This is a genomic window from Citrobacter freundii complex sp. CFNIH9 (assembly GCF_002903305.1).
Lineage (GTDB): Bacteria > Pseudomonadota > Gammaproteobacteria > Enterobacterales > Enterobacteriaceae > Citrobacter > Citrobacter portucalensis.
In genome coordinates, this window is sequence record NZ_CP026238.1 from 2,132,831 (window position 1) to 2,147,764 (window position 14,934).

12 protein-coding genes are annotated in these 14,934 nt (G+C 51.9%); 2 read left to right on the top strand and 10 right to left on the bottom strand.

Annotation, left to right across the window (positions count from 1 at the left end):
* Window positions 1-46: 46 nt before the first annotated feature.
* From C2U43_RS10815 to ppsR, 4 genes are all read right to left on the bottom strand, one after another.
* Entirely contained in the window at window positions 47-2,029 is a 1,983-nt protein-coding gene (locus C2U43_RS10815; protein ID WP_103285107.1) for a TonB-dependent hemoglobin/transferrin/lactoferrin family receptor, read from the bottom strand.
* 74 nt (window positions 2,030-2,103) lie between these two features.
* Complete coding sequence (hemP, locus tag C2U43_RS10820) at window positions 2,104-2,292, bottom strand: hemin uptake protein HemP (RefSeq protein ID WP_032943171.1); 189 nt, start codon at window positions 2,290-2,292, stop codon at window positions 2,104-2,106.
* A gap of 170 nt (window positions 2,293-2,462) precedes the next feature.
* Entirely contained in the window at window positions 2,463-3,509 is a 1,047-nt protein-coding gene (gene aroH / locus C2U43_RS10825; protein WP_003030555.1) for a 3-deoxy-7-phosphoheptulonate synthase AroH, read from the bottom strand.
* A gap of 126 nt (window positions 3,510-3,635) precedes the next feature.
* Window positions 3,636-4,469, bottom strand: coding sequence for a posphoenolpyruvate synthetase regulatory kinase/phosphorylase PpsR (ppsR, locus tag C2U43_RS10830; protein ID WP_003832602.1), 834 nt, complete (start codon window positions 4,467-4,469; stop codon window positions 3,636-3,638).
* Between the two features lie 328 nt (window positions 4,470-4,797).
* On the opposite strand from ppsR, the gene ppsA reads away from it, so the two are divergent.
* Complete coding sequence (gene ppsA / locus C2U43_RS10835) at window positions 4,798-7,176, top strand: phosphoenolpyruvate synthase (RefSeq protein ID WP_003832604.1); 2,379 nt, start codon at window positions 4,798-4,800, stop codon at window positions 7,174-7,176.
* A 67-nt stretch (window positions 7,177-7,243) separates the two neighbouring features.
* Here the strand turns inward: ppsA and fadK are convergent, their stop codons facing one another.
* From fadK to C2U43_RS10860, 5 genes are all read right to left on the bottom strand, one after another.
* Window positions 7,244-8,881, bottom strand: coding sequence for a medium-chain fatty-acid--CoA ligase (gene fadK, locus C2U43_RS10840; RefSeq protein ID WP_103285108.1), 1,638 nt, complete (start codon window positions 8,879-8,881; stop codon window positions 7,244-7,246).
* 82 nt (window positions 8,882-8,963) lie between these two features.
* Entirely contained in the window at window positions 8,964-9,257 is a 294-nt protein-coding gene (locus C2U43_RS10845; RefSeq protein WP_003832609.1) for a ferredoxin ydiT, read from the bottom strand.
* Window positions 9,254-10,543 (bottom strand): FAD-dependent oxidoreductase, encoded by a 1,290-nt coding sequence (locus tag C2U43_RS10850; protein WP_103285109.1) that lies wholly within the window; start codon window positions 10,541-10,543, stop codon window positions 9,254-9,256. Before C2U43_RS10850 ends, C2U43_RS10845 begins: the two co-directional genes overlap by 4 nt.
* Window positions 10,544-10,600: 57 nt before the next feature.
* Window positions 10,601-11,536: an electron transfer flavoprotein subunit alpha gene (locus C2U43_RS10855; RefSeq protein ID WP_103285110.1), complete on the bottom strand. Its 936-nt coding sequence runs from the start codon at window positions 11,534-11,536 to the stop codon at window positions 10,601-10,603.
* Between the two features lie 21 nt (window positions 11,537-11,557).
* Window positions 11,558-12,322 carry an electron transfer flavoprotein gene (locus C2U43_RS10860; protein WP_020996442.1) on the bottom strand — a complete coding sequence of 255 codons (765 nt, stop codon included), beginning with the start codon at window positions 12,320-12,322 and terminating at the stop codon, window positions 11,558-11,560.
* A gap of 506 nt (window positions 12,323-12,828) precedes the next feature.
* On the opposite strand from C2U43_RS10860, the gene C2U43_RS10865 reads away from it, so the two are divergent.
* Complete coding sequence (locus C2U43_RS10865; protein ID WP_032943176.1) at window positions 12,829-13,719, top strand: AraC family transcriptional regulator; 891 nt, start codon at window positions 12,829-12,831, stop codon at window positions 13,717-13,719.
* A 54-nt stretch (window positions 13,720-13,773) separates the two neighbouring features.
* Here the strand turns inward: C2U43_RS10865 and C2U43_RS10870 are convergent, their stop codons facing one another.
* Window positions 13,774-14,925, bottom strand: coding sequence for an acyl-CoA dehydrogenase (locus C2U43_RS10870; RefSeq protein ID WP_003832619.1), 1,152 nt, complete (start codon window positions 14,923-14,925; stop codon window positions 13,774-13,776).
* Between the last annotated feature and the right edge of the window lie 9 nt (window positions 14,926-14,934).

Below are 14,934 nucleotides of genomic sequence, written 5' to 3' on the forward strand. Positions count from 1 at the left end.
GTCTCTTCCTTCCAGATTGCGGCCCCGGCGAACCGGGGAAAAGTGATTACCACTGATAACTCACGAAAATTTTGCCATTACGACCATCCTGCGGAATGCCTTGCGGCGACCAGTACTCTTTGTCGAAGGCGTTGCCCAGTACCAGCGTGGTGGTCATGCCTTTCAGCGCTTGTTGGCCCTGATAGCTGACGTAGAAATCGTTTACCGCATAGCCGGGCTGTTTAGCGTAGGTGCTGCTGATATGCGTTGAACGGTCAGCAAATGTCCCTATCCAGCCGACAGAGAAACCGCTGTGCGCAACTGGCACATTCAGTTTGCTGGTGACGGTGTCCGGGTTAATGCTTGAAATGTATTCGCCGGTGTCAGTATCTTTTCCGCGTGTGCGGTTATAGGCCATGTCGAGGCTGAACAGATCGGTGGAATATTTCGCCATCACGTCCCAGCCCCAGATTTTGGCGTTGGGTACGTTATAGGACGTGGTTGTCGCAGCGGCGAAATCGACGCTGGTGGAGATGTAATCTTTCGCTTTGGTGTCGAAATAGCTGGCTTTAAATTCGAGCGCGTCGCTCGCCATCAGCAGATCGTCAAAGCGCAGGCCAAATCCGTATTCCTGTGTTTCGTTGGTTTCCGGGCGCAGGTTAGGGTTCGGCACCCAGTAGTTGGTGTAAAAACGACCAATCGAGAAGTGTTTCGCATCGTTATACATCTCGCCCATAGTCGGGGCACGGAAAGCCTGAGCGTATGAACCGAACAGCATCAGCCAGTCAGTTGGCGCAACCGTTAATCCGGCGCGGGACGACCATTTATCGGCATCGACATCTTCATAACCGTCGCTGCTGCCGCGATAAGAGTCATAACGGGTACCGCCCAGCAGCGTAACCGGCAGGTCGCGCAGGGTGATTTCATCCTGGAGCCAGCCGGAGCTGAAATCGATCTTAGCCTCCGGGAAACCAGTTGTTGCTCCTCCCGGTTGTTGTTCCTGACGATAGTATTCACCGCCGTAGGTCAACAGGTGAGATGCAAAAGAGTCGGTAAACAGGCGGCTGCGGTTGTCGATCTTCCCGCCTTTGGTGGTTTGCTTGCGGAATTCGCCAGTGTTATCTGCATTCTGAGCATTAATGCGCGCTTCGGACCAGTAGATACGGGCGTCAGCGTTCAGCCAGTCATTGTCCGCCGGAGCGAGCGAGTAGGTCAGTTGCGCATCACGCTGGATCGTTGAACGGTTGGTCATCGGATTGCTGGCATCCGCCGCGCTGGTCTGCGGGTTTTTAGGTTCCCGGGCGTCATTATTGTAGTATCGCAGCGAACCGGCCAGCGTCTGGGCGCTGTCAATTTTCCAGCTACCTTTCGCCAGCATATTGTTAATTGCTTCGTCATTCGGCGCAGTAGTACCGTCACTCTGGCGTAAATCACCGCGATCGCGGCTGGACCAGGCAAGCAGTCCGTCAAGCGTATCGGTACGGCCATACGTGCTGGCGCCCATGCCGAGACTGTGATCGCCGGTCGCCGCGGTACCGAACACGCGATAACCACTGTTTTTCCCGACGTCCAGTAGATCTTTGGCATCTGCAGTGTCATAGGCGATCACGCCGCCTAGCGCGCCGCTACCGTACAGTAGTGCGGAAGGGCCACGCACGACTTCGATGCGTTTGATAAGCGCCGGGTCGAGGAAGGTACTGTTCAGGTGTCCGGTGTCGGTTCCCTGACGAACGCCGTCAACCAGTACCAGAACTCCGCGTCGATCATAGCCGCGCAGATTCACGTCCTGGCCGTTGGTACGGCCCGTACCGTCAAGGGTCAGGCCTGGAACCTTACGTAACAGGTCGGCAGCGGAGCTGGCGGTTTGGTTTTCTGGGGCGGTGGCGTCAATGACGCTAACCATCATTGGCGCTTCAAAGGCGCTACGGGCATTGCCGGTGGCGGTAACGGTCATATCCTCGACCGCCGCCCAGGCGACGGCGGGTAGGTTACTGATAATCGCCAGCGCCAACAGCGATGGGCGCAGGGAAGCGGTGTGCAGGTAAGGCATAGCAACTCTCCATTAGGAAATCGAAAAGCGCTGGCTGCCTGGGTATGACCTGGGTGGCTGGCGAAATGTGTTGTTTATTTAGTCAGAATGAGTTTTCCGGCTTGTGTCTGGCGCAGCAGGTAGTGCTGACCATCATGTTCTATGATCACGCGTCCTTCGTTACCAAGCAGGGTTTTACTGTCAATTCGTCGCTCGTTTGGCGCGACGGAAGGCGGTGTTTTGTCTTTTGCAGGCGTTGCCGTTGTGTTATCCATACGTGACATAGTGTTTAAAAATAACAATCAATGTAACAATGATAATCATTATCATCAAACTACAAATTTGCGGCAAGCGTTTTTGTGAAATAATTGTGACGAGAACGTTTTTTGCGCAATAAGCAAGGGGAAAACAAGGGATTAGCGCCGGGCAAGGTAATATTGCCCGGCGAACAGCATTAAAAACGGCTATCAACCGCAGAGGCGAGTTTTTCAACCAACAGTTCAGTATCTTCCCAGTTCAGGCACGGGTCGGTAATGGACTGACCGTAAACCAGCGGCTGGCCGCTAACGATTTTTTGCGTACCTTCACGCAAGAAACTCTCCGCCATAATCCCGGCAATCGCCGTCGAACCATTGCGAATTTGCTGGCATACATCATCACAAACGTCCAACTGACGGCGATGCTGCTTCTGGCAATTACCGTGGCTAAAATCGACCACCAGATGCTCAGGCAGGGAAAATTCGTGCAGGGTATCGCAGGCGGCAGCAATATCTTCAGCATAATAATTCGGCTTTTTACCGCCACGCATGATGATATGCCCGTAAGGGTTACCGCTGGTCTGATAAATGGTCATCTGGCCGGTTTTATCCGGCGAGAGGAACATGTGACTGGCGCGGGAGGCGCGAATCGCATCGACGGCGATGCGCGTGTTGCCATCCGTTCCGTTCTTAAAGCCAACCGGGCAGGAGAGCGCGGAGGCCATTTCACGATGGATCTGACTTTCGGTGGTGCGCGCGCCAATAGCTCCCCAACTGATTAAATCAGCAATAAACTGGCCGGTCACCATGTCGAGGAATTCAGTCGCCGTGGGGACGCCCAGTTCGTTGACCTGCAACAGCAGTTTTCGCGCCAGTTCAATACCGTGGTTCACACGATAACTGCCATTCAAATCCGGGTCGGAAATCAGGCCTTTCCAGCCTACGACGGTGCGTGGTTTTTCAAAATAGGTACGCATCACGATTTCCAGACGCGCTTGGTGCTTAGTGCGCAGCGCCTGTAATCGTGTCGCGTATTCCATCGCGGCATCAAGATCGTGAATCGAGCAGGGACCTACGATCACCAGTAAACGGGGGTCTTCACCATTTAAAATTTTTTCTATCCGACGTCGGGAGTCCGTAACATGACGGGCGACGGAGGACGAAACAGGATGCCGTTGCGCAAGCTCTGCTGGAGTGACCAGGTTGTCAATACGCGCAGTACGGAGTTCATCGGTTCTGTTCATTACTTGTCTCAGAAATTTGTTGCTTCAACGGCAGGACTACCGGGAAGTGATGTACATCACAATATCACACTCATCCTGCCTGGTGGCGAGCATAATAACAAAAAATCGAACCAATGCACTAGCATTCTAGTACATGCGGCGATTCAGTCCCATGATATCGAGGATCTTGGTAGCAATCTCTTCTACCGAATAATTGGTACTGTTCAGCCAGGGGATCTGGTTTTTCCGGTACAGCGCTTCTACCTCAGCGACTTCCATACGGCACTGACGCAGCGAGGCGTAACGGCTGTTCTCACGGCGTTCTTCGCGGATGGCCGCCAGGCGCTCAGGGTCGATAGTCAGACCGAACAGCTTATGCTGCAACGGCTTCAGGGAGGTGGGCAGCACCAGATTATCCATATCATCGGCAATAAAGGGGTAGTTGGCCGCGCGGATACCAAACTGCATGGCCAGATACAAACTGGTCGGGGTTTTGCCGCAACGGGAAACGCCGAGCAGGATCACCTGCGCCTGATCGAGGTTGCGCAACGAAATACCGTCGTCGTGGGCGAGGGTGTAGTCAATGGCAGCGATGCGCGCGTCGTACTTGTTGAGGTTACCGGGATTCAGACCGTGCGTGCGGTGGGCGATAGGCGTAGGGTCGAGTTTCATCTCGTGCTGCAGTGGGGCAACCAACGCCTGCACGATATCCTGACAAAACCCTTCGCTTTGCAGAATGATCGAGCGAATTTCCGGCAGGACGATGGAGTAAAACACTAAAGGGCGCACGCCAGTTTGTTGGTAGATAGCGTCAATCTGGTCTTTAACCGCGCGCGCACGACTCTCATTTTCCACAAACGGCAGCGTAATACTGCTGATCGTGACCGGAAATTGCGACATCACCGCGTGACCCAATACCTCGGCGGTGATGGCCGTACCATCAGAAATATAAAATACGTGACGATCAACAGCATTATCCATTTTGCTCATCCTGGGGCAGATATAATTCTCTGAAAGCATAAATTAAAATTCGCCAGAAGCGAATATTGCGGCATCTATTTTATAAAATGAAACGGTATTTTTATATTTAATGAAAAGTGCATTTCATTTTTCGGAACAAATGTTTATACCGGTCATTTTTGTGGTGATCCCGTGTGGCTCGCGGGTTTGCGCAAATGCGGAAACAATCTGAAAAAATAAAAAATAAAGTTGCTTGAACGATTCACCGTTTTTTTCGCCGGAGTAAATATGCCAAGATAATTACGCAAAATTGAGTTTCCTAACCTCGTTCATATATAAGGATTGTTCGATGTCCAACAATGGCTCGTCACCGCTGGTGCTTTGGTATAACCAACTCGGCATGAATGATGTAGACAGAGTTGGAGGCAAAAATGCCTCCCTGGGTGAAATGATTACTAACCTTTCAGGTATGGGTGTTTCCGTACCGAATGGTTTTGCAACGACCGCCGATGCGTTTAACCAGTTTCTGGACCAGAGCGGTGTAAACCAGCGCATTTATGAGCTGCTGGATAAAACGGATATCGACGATGTCACTGAGCTTGCGAAAGCCGGGGCACAGATCCGCCAGTGGATTATCGACACTCCTTTCCAGCCCGAACTGGAAAATGCCGTCCGCGATGCCTACGCGCAGCTGTCAGCGGACGATGCCAATGCCTCTTTTGCCGTGCGTTCTTCCGCTACCGCAGAAGATATGCCAGATGCGTCATTTGCCGGTCAGCAGGAAACCTTCCTCAACGTCCAGGGATTTGATGCCGTACTGGTTGCCATCAAACACGTATTTGCCTCGCTGTTTAACGACCGCGCGATCTCTTATCGTGTTCACCAGGGCTATGACCACCGTGGCGTCGCACTTTCTGCTGGCGTTCAGCGGATGGTGCGTTCTGACCTCGCGTCCTCAGGCGTAATGTTCTCCATCGATACCGAATCCGGTTTCGACCAGGTTGTCTTTATCACGTCCGCCTGGGGCTTGGGCGAAATGGTCGTGCAGGGCGCCGTTAACCCGGATGAATTCTACGTGCACAAACCGACCCTGGCGGCTAACCGTCCGGCGATCGTCCGTCGCACAATGGGATCGAAAAAAATCCGCATGATTTACGCGCCGACCCAGGAACACGGTAAGCAGGTGACCATTGAAGATGTCCCGCAGGAACAACGCGACATTTTCTCCCTGACTAACGAAGAAGTGCAGGAACTGGCCAAGCAAGCGGTGCAGATCGAGAAGCACTACGGTCGTCCAATGGACATCGAATGGGCGAAAGACGGCCATACCGGCAAGCTGTTCATTGTTCAGGCGCGTCCAGAAACCGTGCGCTCTCGCGGTCAGGTGATGGAGCGTTATACGCTGCATGCTCAGGGTAAAATTATTGCTGAAGGTCGCGCCATCGGCCACCGCATTGGCGCGGGTCCGGTCAAAGTCATTCATGACATCAGCGAAATGAACCGTATCGAACCAGGCGACGTACTGGTTACCGACATGACCGACCCGGACTGGGAACCGATCATGAAGAAAGCGGCAGCAATTGTCACTAACCGTGGCGGTCGTACCTGTCACGCGGCAATCATTGCCCGTGAACTGGGGATCCCGGCCGTGGTGGGCTGTGGCGATGCGACCGAGCGCATGAAAGATGGTGAGAAGGTAACTGTCTCCTGTGCCGAAGGTGACACCGGTTATGTTTACGCTGACATGCTCGACTTTAGCGTGAAGAGTTCCAGCGTGGAGACCATGCCGGATCTGCCGTTGAAGGTGATGATGAACGTCGGTAACCCGGACCGGGCTTTCGACTTCGCCTGTCTGCCAAACGAAGGCGTCGGCCTGGCGCGTCTGGAATTTATCATCAACCGCATGATTGGCGTACACCCGCGTGCGCTGCTGGAGTTCGATGACCAGACGCCTGAGCTGCAAAATGAAATCCGCGCCATGATGAAAGGTTTCGATTCTCCGCGTGAATTCTATGTCGGTCGTCTGACGGAAGGGATCGCAACGCTGGGTGCGGCGTTTTATCCAAAACGCGTCATCGTGCGTATGTCGGACTTTAAGTCCAACGAATATGCCAACCTGGTCGGCGGTGAGCGTTATGAACCGCATGAAGAGAACCCGATGCTGGGCTTCCGTGGGGCGGGCCGTTATGTTGCCGACAGCTTCCGCGACTGCTTCGCGCTGGAATGCGACGCAGTAAAACGTGTCCGTAACGACATGGGCCTGACTAACGTTGAAGTGATGGTACCGTTTGTACGTACCGTTGCCCAGGCGAAAGCGGTGGTGGAAGAGCTGGCACGCCAGGGGCTGAAACGCGGCGAGAACGGACTGAAGATCATCATGATGTGTGAGATCCCGTCTAACGCCTTGCTGGCCGAGCAGTTCCTCGAATACTTCGACGGCTTCTCCATCGGCTCAAACGACATGACGCAGCTGGCGCTGGGTCTGGATCGTGACTCTGGTGTGGTTTCTGAACTGTTTGATGAGCGTAACGACGCGGTGAAAGCGCTGCTGTCGATGGCGATTCGTGCTGCCAAGAAACAGGGTAAATACGTGGGTATTTGCGGCCAGGGACCTTCTGACCACGAAGACTTCGCGGCCTGGCTGATGGAAGAGGGGATCGACAGTCTGTCGCTGAACCCGGACACCGTCGTACAAACCTGGCTGAGTCTGGCGGAACTGAACAAGTAATATCATGCCTTATCCGGCCTATTCAACGTAGGCCGGATAAGATGCGTGAGCATCGCCATTCGGCGCTTTATCCTGTAATACTCTCCACGCTCAAACGCTGAATAATATCCTGACGAAGCTGGTATTTTTGTACTTTACCGGACGCCGTGCGCGGTAATTTTTCCACGATCACAATGTGCTCAGGGTATTTATACTTTGCCACCCGCTTGCGGCTAAAAAAGGCCACCACTGATTCCAGCGACAACGAATGATGCGGAGGTTTTAGGACCACGTAAGCACACGACCTTTCACCTAACCGCTCGTCCGGCATCGCGACAACACAGGCATCGTGAATGCGAGGATGCTGCAATAAAATATCTTCAACTTCGCGGCTGCTGATGTTTTCTCCACCGCGGACAATGATATCTTTTTTCCGTCCGGTGATTTTGATGTACCCCGCATCGTCCATTCGGCATAAGTCGCCGCTGTAATACCAGCCGTCTTGATCCAGCGCGCGGGCGGTAAGTTCGGGTTCATCGAGGTAGCCCATAAACACATTGGGACCACGCGAAGCTTCTTCACCTTCTACCCCCGCGGGCAACGTATTGCGTGCTTCGTCGACCACTTTAATTTCGACGCCTGCAGCAGCATATCCGTCGGTATTCATCATGCGAGAAAGCGAATCATCGAGATTGACCAGCGCATGCGGTGAACTCTCTGTCGAGCCATAAATGCTTAATAATTTTATGCCGAGCTGCTGGCAGTCACGGGCAATCTTCTGTGGAATGGTTGTGCCCCCACATAAGAAAAAGCGTAGCGATGAGAGATCGCGTGGTCGTTTTTCCATGCTACACAACATGTCGTAGACGAAGGGCGTTGCGCCGAGCACACAGGTACAGCGTTGTTGCTCCAGCAGTTCAAGACAGGCGGTTGGGGTGAAAATATCTAACAATACGCTGCGTGCGCCGATTAAAAACGGTGCGGTAACGCCATGCAGAAAACCGGTAGCGTGTCCCAGTGGTGCGGGCATCAAAAACACATCCTGCCAGGTGAGATTGAGGCGGGCACAGTAGGCGCGCTCGCTGGCAAGGATGTTGTTGTGGGTCAGCATTACGCCTTTTGGCATTCCCTCGGTACCGGAGGTAAACAACACCGCCGCCAGTTCATCGGCGTGAACATTAATCGTCTGGGTTAAAGGCGGAGCTAAAAGCAGTTGACTGAGCGCCAGCGAGGTCGTTGCCGGAGCCAGTTTATCCACGGCAACGATCTGTTGCAGATGCGGCAACTGGTTTTGTAAGGGGAGGATCAGATCGACCGGTCGGGTCTGTTTAAACAGCGTCGGTGCGAAAAAAATCTTCGCTTTGCACTTATTTAGCACCCATACCAGCTCTGCTTCACGCCACGCTGGCAGCAGCGGTACGGAAACGGCCCCGGTTTTCAGGCAGGCCAGGTAGATAATCGTAAACTCGCACCAGCCCGGTAACTGGAAGGCAATGCGATCGCCGGGTTGAATACCGCAGGTTAAAAACCAAGTTGCCAGACTGCTGGCCGCGCTGTCGAGTGCAGCATAGGTGTATGAAGCGCCATGGTTATCAACCACGGCGATTTTATCTGGCATGGCTCTGGCAGTTTGGTTCCAGTAATCGCCAAGCGAAGCATCTCCCCATAAACCCTGTTGCCGCCAGACTTCGCGGCGTTCGGCGTTAAACGTTAGTGTGATACTCATGAAGTTATTCCCAGGATGATTTCGGCATACATCTGACCGGATGGCCGGCGTGGCCGATCCGGTGTACTACAGGCAAAATCCATTAGCCGTAGCGAAAATCAACGCCAAATGTTCCGACCGGATATTCCCATTGGTCGAGGATCGTGTCGCCGCACAGTACTCGACACGTTCCGCACTCCAGGCAACCAGCAGAATCAAAATGAATGTTTCCACTCTCATCCTGCTTATACAGCCCGGCGGGGCAGGCTTTCAGCAGCTTGCGAAATTCATTAAGGTCTGGATGTTCGGCCAGGATAATGTGCGGGTGGCCTTCATCGACATTGAATTTATTGACGCCCAGTTTGACGTCAACGTTAACGGTATTGTCCTGATTCATAGTGCAGTTGCCCCCTTGATACCGTCTTTCAGTAAGTTCATCAGCCCGATTTGTTTTGCGTGGGACATAATCATCTTGCGAACCGGTTGATTTGGACGTCCGTCAACGGTGAACATATCGCTCATGATGTCGGCCACCATACGCGGATACTGAGTGAACAGCCGTGGGTTTTCCATTAACGCCGGGATCTTGCGAAAATGCTGTAAATCACGCATCACACAGCCCTGCTCGAGCGCGCGCTTGTAGCTCATCAGGCTGCTGGCAGAGAAATCCTGGCGTCCTTTTGCTGCAATAGCTGTTTGGGCTGCGGCTTCTGCGGAAGCGATGGCCAAATCCATACCTCGCACCGTGAAACCCAGGTTCAAACAGAAACCGGCGGCATCGCCCACGATCATCACACCGTCATCGACCAGCTTTGGAACCATTGCCAGACCGCCTTCCGGCACCATATGCGCGGAATATTCCAGTAGTTCTCCACCGGCAATCAATGGCCGAATAGTTGGATGTTGCTTAAAGTCTTCCAGCATTTGTGGAATGCTTTTTGTGGCATGGGCAATATCCCCCAGACCACACACAAGACCCAGAGAGATGGAGTCCTGGTTGGTATACAAAAATCCGCCTCCCATCAACCCATCAGACGGTGAGCCCGCAAACAACCAGGCCGCGCCTTCATTACCTGAAAGATTGAAGCGATCTGCAATGACCGCTGGAGGTAAGCCGATCAGCTCTTTTACGCCAACGGCATAGTGATGTGCAGAAGAGGGCGGAACCATCCCCAGGGAACGCCCCAGCATAGAGTTGACGCCATCGGCAAGGATGACAATATTGGCTTCCAGGATATCGTCACCGGCCTGAACTCCGGTAACCTTATTACCTTCGCGGATCAGGGCATCGACGCGCACGCCGGGGATGAACTGCACGCCAGCTTGTTCCGCTTTTTCCATTAGCCATGGGTCAAGTCTGTTGCGCAAAACGGTATACGAATCCTGCGTTGGTGCGTCAGCTTTTTCACGATGGAAATCGAGAGTGACGGCGCTTTCTTCGGTCAGAAAGGAGATTTTTTCGCGGGTGACTTTACGCTCGAGCGGCGCTTCCTGCGCGAACCCCGGCATGATGCGCTCAAGACTATGTGCATAGAGTCTTCCGCCGGTCATATTTTTACTACCAGCACTGTTACCGCGCTCGATGACCAGTACGTCCAGTCCGGCCTGAGCCATCACGTAGCCTGCAACCGTACCCGCCACGCCAGCACCGACCACAATGGCATCAAATTTTTCATCTGACATGCTTTATGCTCCCTTCCCGCTGCGAGGGCAGCGGGATATGTGCGTTAAATGTGGGGGTTAGCGGCTGAGATGCTCGATAAGAGCCGGAACGACTTTGTAGATGTCGCCGACCAGTCCGTAATCGGCGTAATTGAAAATAGGGGCTTTCTTATCTTTGTTGATGGCAACAATGACTTTCGCGCCGTTACCGCCAACCATATGCTGAATTTGTCCTGAAATGCCGAGGGTGAGGTAAAGGTCCGATTTCAGTAACACGCCAGAAACGCCGATGTAGCGTTCGCGTTCCATCCAGTTTTCGCCTTCGGCAATCGGTCGTGAACAGCCCACTTCTGCACCCAGTACAGATGCCAACTGGTGCACCATCTCCAGATCGTTTTGCGCAACCAGGCCGCGGCCCACACCCACCACACGTTTGGCTTTGCTGAGATCCACGCTGCTCACGGATTTGGCGCGACGTTCCTGACACATAATTTCATGGTGCGGTGCGATGTAAGGTGCAGAGACAACAGGGCAGGTTTGTGAAGCATTAGCCTCTACCGGTTCAAGTACGCCTGGGGCAAGGGTGATAATTGCCTGAGTTGTTTTGATTTTTTCTTTGCCGAATGCCAGGCCACCGTACATACGGTGTTCTGCGAACAGTGAGCCATCATCAAGCGTTACCGACGTGGCGTCATTTACCATCGCTGCATTGAGCTGAATACTTAACCGCGCACCAAGGGATTTAGCGCGTTTTGTAGCTGGCATCAGCAATAGCCCGGTATGTTCTTGTATCAGGGCGGCGATGGTCTCGGCAAAATTTTCAACACGCTGTAAACCAGACGTTGTTTCAAGCACGACAATCTCATCGGCACCCAGAGGTTTAACCTGATTGGCCTGTTCGTTGCCTTGTACAATAAGGTGTACCTGTTCACCCCACAGGCGTGCGCCGGCCATTAATTCTGCATAGCGTTCTACGTTATCGCTGAACACCCATACGTTAGCTAATTTACTCATGATAATTTCTCTCCGTTGGGCTTAGTTCAGGGCTTTTTTCAGATGCTCAGCCAGCTCGGCGATGGCTTCTGCTGAGTCATTTTCCAGAATGATGTGCTTACGTTCTGTTTGTGGCGGAACGGTGAGGCTCACCAGTTCTGCTAACGGTGAGGCAGGTGTCCAGCCAATATCGCTGGCTTGCCACGGTGTGACTGGTTTTTTACCTGCGCCCAGAATGGCTTTCATCGAGGGAATACGCGGCGTGTTGATATCCGAGGTTACGCACAGCACGGCGGGGAGCGACAGTTCAATCACTTCAACTTCGTCTTCCAGCGTACGTTCAACCACAATGCGATCGCCGTTACGTTGGATGTTGCTGACGGCGTTAATCACCGGAAGTTGTAAGAGTTCGCCAACCAGTAAGCCAACCTGCTGGGCGTAGATGTCTCCAGACCCTTCGCCGAACAGCATCAGGTCGAATTCAATGTTTTTGGCCGCGCAGGCCAGCGCCTGAGCCGTGTCTCGCGGTAATGAATGCTCCAGTTGGGGATCCTGCACCATAAACAAACTGTCCGGCCCGCGGGACAGTACGTCTTTACGCACTTTGGAGTTTTGCAGTAGCGAGCCGCCAACCGTTAAGGCGACAATTTCATCACCTTCCGCACTAAGTTGCGTCGCGGCCTCTATTGCATTCAAATCAAACTGACTGATTTTGGCATCGGCCCGGTCAAAGTTAAGCGAACGTTCTGGGGTAACAACAATGTCCTGTTCTTCAGGCACCAACTTAAAGCAGGTTATTAGTTTCATGGCATCTCCAGTGATTCTCGTGTTGATGATGACGGGGAGTGCCATCATCAACAGTAGGGAAAATTGACTGAAAATAGTGTGCGGCAGAGGGAGACTGTTTTCGACGGGGCAATCTGTTTTCATTCCCAACAATCTTGCAAAAAAAAGGACTTTAGGAATGCTGAGTTTATGAACGTAAAGACGACGTCGGGTGTTAAAGTGATAAATATGGAAATAAAATCGAGACGTTTTTTTGAGAAATGGATCATATTTTTATCCGTTTCTGCATGCACTTTGTTTCTGGTGTGTAAATTATTATTGCTGACTTAATAACATTTACACTTTCCTGTTATTTTAAAATAAAAACAATTTGTGCGAGCAGCGTGCTGAAGTTGGAGGTGTCATCTTGCAGACGACGCAAATAATTTTGTTTCGCCTGGACAGAATAACGTTGTATAACGTCTTCATCGTTTTTACTTTTCGATATTAATTATCCGCAAAATTACTGCCTTTCGGTGGAGGTTGTCATGTATCAACGCTGTTTTGATAATGCCATGGAGACCCTTTTTGAACAGGGAAAAACCCCGAGATTTTCGCGATTCGTCATCAGTGATGATCCTAACTGGGAGTCGGGTCATCATGTTCATGACAATGAAACAGAGCTTATCTATGTAAAAAAAGGTGTCGCAAGGCTAATTATCGACTCTTCGCTGTATGTCGCACATGCGGGTGACATCGTAGTGATAGAACAAGGGCGGTTACATGCGGTTGCTTCCGATAGCAGCGCACCTGCAACCACTTACACCTGTGCGCTCTACGGCTTTCGTTTCAACGACTGGCAGGAGAACCAACTCTTGCAGATGCACTCGTGTCCGGTTATTAGCGTTAGCCAGGGCAAAGAGGTTATTAAAAGTATCTTTAATGAACTGAGTGTTATGATCCCGCAGAGCAAGAATAACCTGACGTCTTCCGCTTATGACGCCTTCGCTTATGCATTAACCGTTTTATATTACGAAAACTTTAAAAATGCTTATCGTTCTGAGCAGGGATATATTAAAAAAGATATCTTAATTAAAGATGTGTTGGTTTATTTAAATAACAATTTCCGAGAGAAAATTACGCTGGAACAGTTGTCTAAGAAATTTCGTGCCAGCGTGAGCTATATCTGTCACGAGTTTACTAAGGAGTATCGTATTTCGCCGATTAATTATGTGATTCAGCGGCGAATGACAGAGGCAAAGTTTGCCCTGACGAATACGGAGTCCTCGTTGGCAGAAATTTCCTGGCGGGTAGGGTATGAAAATGTCGATCACTTTGCCAAACTCTTTCAGCGGCATGTGGGCTGTACCCCCAGCGATTATCGTAAGCAGTTTAAAAATAACCTTGTAGAACAGGAATGTTTGATGCCAGAAATATGATTCACCTGTCACGTGCCGGATAACGCATTTGCGCTATCCGGCAAGCATTACTGCTTACTTATTCTGATAATCTTTCAGGATTTGGCGACCCGCGACGTAAATCATGATTTCATCTGTACCACCGCCAATGCGTTCACAGCGGACATCACGCCAGAACCGGGAAACGCGTGCTTCGTCGGTGTAACCCAGTCCACCCATAATCTGAATGGCGTCATCAATCACTTCCATTGCAGTACGTGCACAATACAGTTTTGCCAGCGCTGCACTGGTGCGCAGAGACTGTTCCTGATCGGCCTGCCAGGCGACTTTTAACACCATATTGCGCATGTTATCGATTTTAATCGCCATCAGCGCCAGTTTTTCCTGGATCATCTGATTGTGACCAATTGGCTTACCGAATGCGATGCGCTGGTTGGCGTAACGGGCGGCATCTTCGAAGGCGCATTCAGCAAAACCGGTACTGCGCGCAGCGTTGATCAAACGTTCCATTTCGAAGTTGTACATGACGTTGAGGAAACCCATGCCTTCCTCTCCGACCATATCGCTTTCGTCCACTTCGACGTCATCAAGATAAACTTCGCAGGTGCTGAGCATATGCCAGCCGATTTTATGCAGCGGATTAACCTTAATGCCGGGTTTTTTCGAATCGACCCACCACAGCGTAAAGGCTTTTTTCGGATCTTTTGGCTCCGGATCGCGGGCCAGTACCAGCATATAGGGATACTCTTTCGCGCCGGTGATAAAGGTTTTCTGCCCGTTGAGATAGACCTTACCGTTTTTGCGAGTGTAGCTGGTGGTCGCGCTGTTGTTGTCGGAGCCAGCTCCCGGTTCGGTTAATGCCAGCGCATACGCTGGATCGCCCGTTTCCATGGTGCTTTCTGCGGTCTTACGCAGCTGTTCAGCGGATCCAAAACGACGCATACTGTGAATGCACTGACCGTTAGTGATCAAAAAAGCGGGTGCGCCGCATTTTGAAACTTCCATCAGCGCCAGCATCTGTGTGACGTAATCCGCCGGGATGCCACCAAACTCTTCCGGAACGCCCAGCATCGAAATACCGTTGTCCGCCAGGGCACGCATAAACTCTTTCGGGTAGGTCGCCGTCTGATCGCAGGTACGGAAATATTCTTCCGGGAAATTGCTGGTAATCAGTTCTCGAATACTGGCAAGCAGCAGTTCTTGTTCTTCAGTTAAAGAAAAGTCCATCAGGGTACT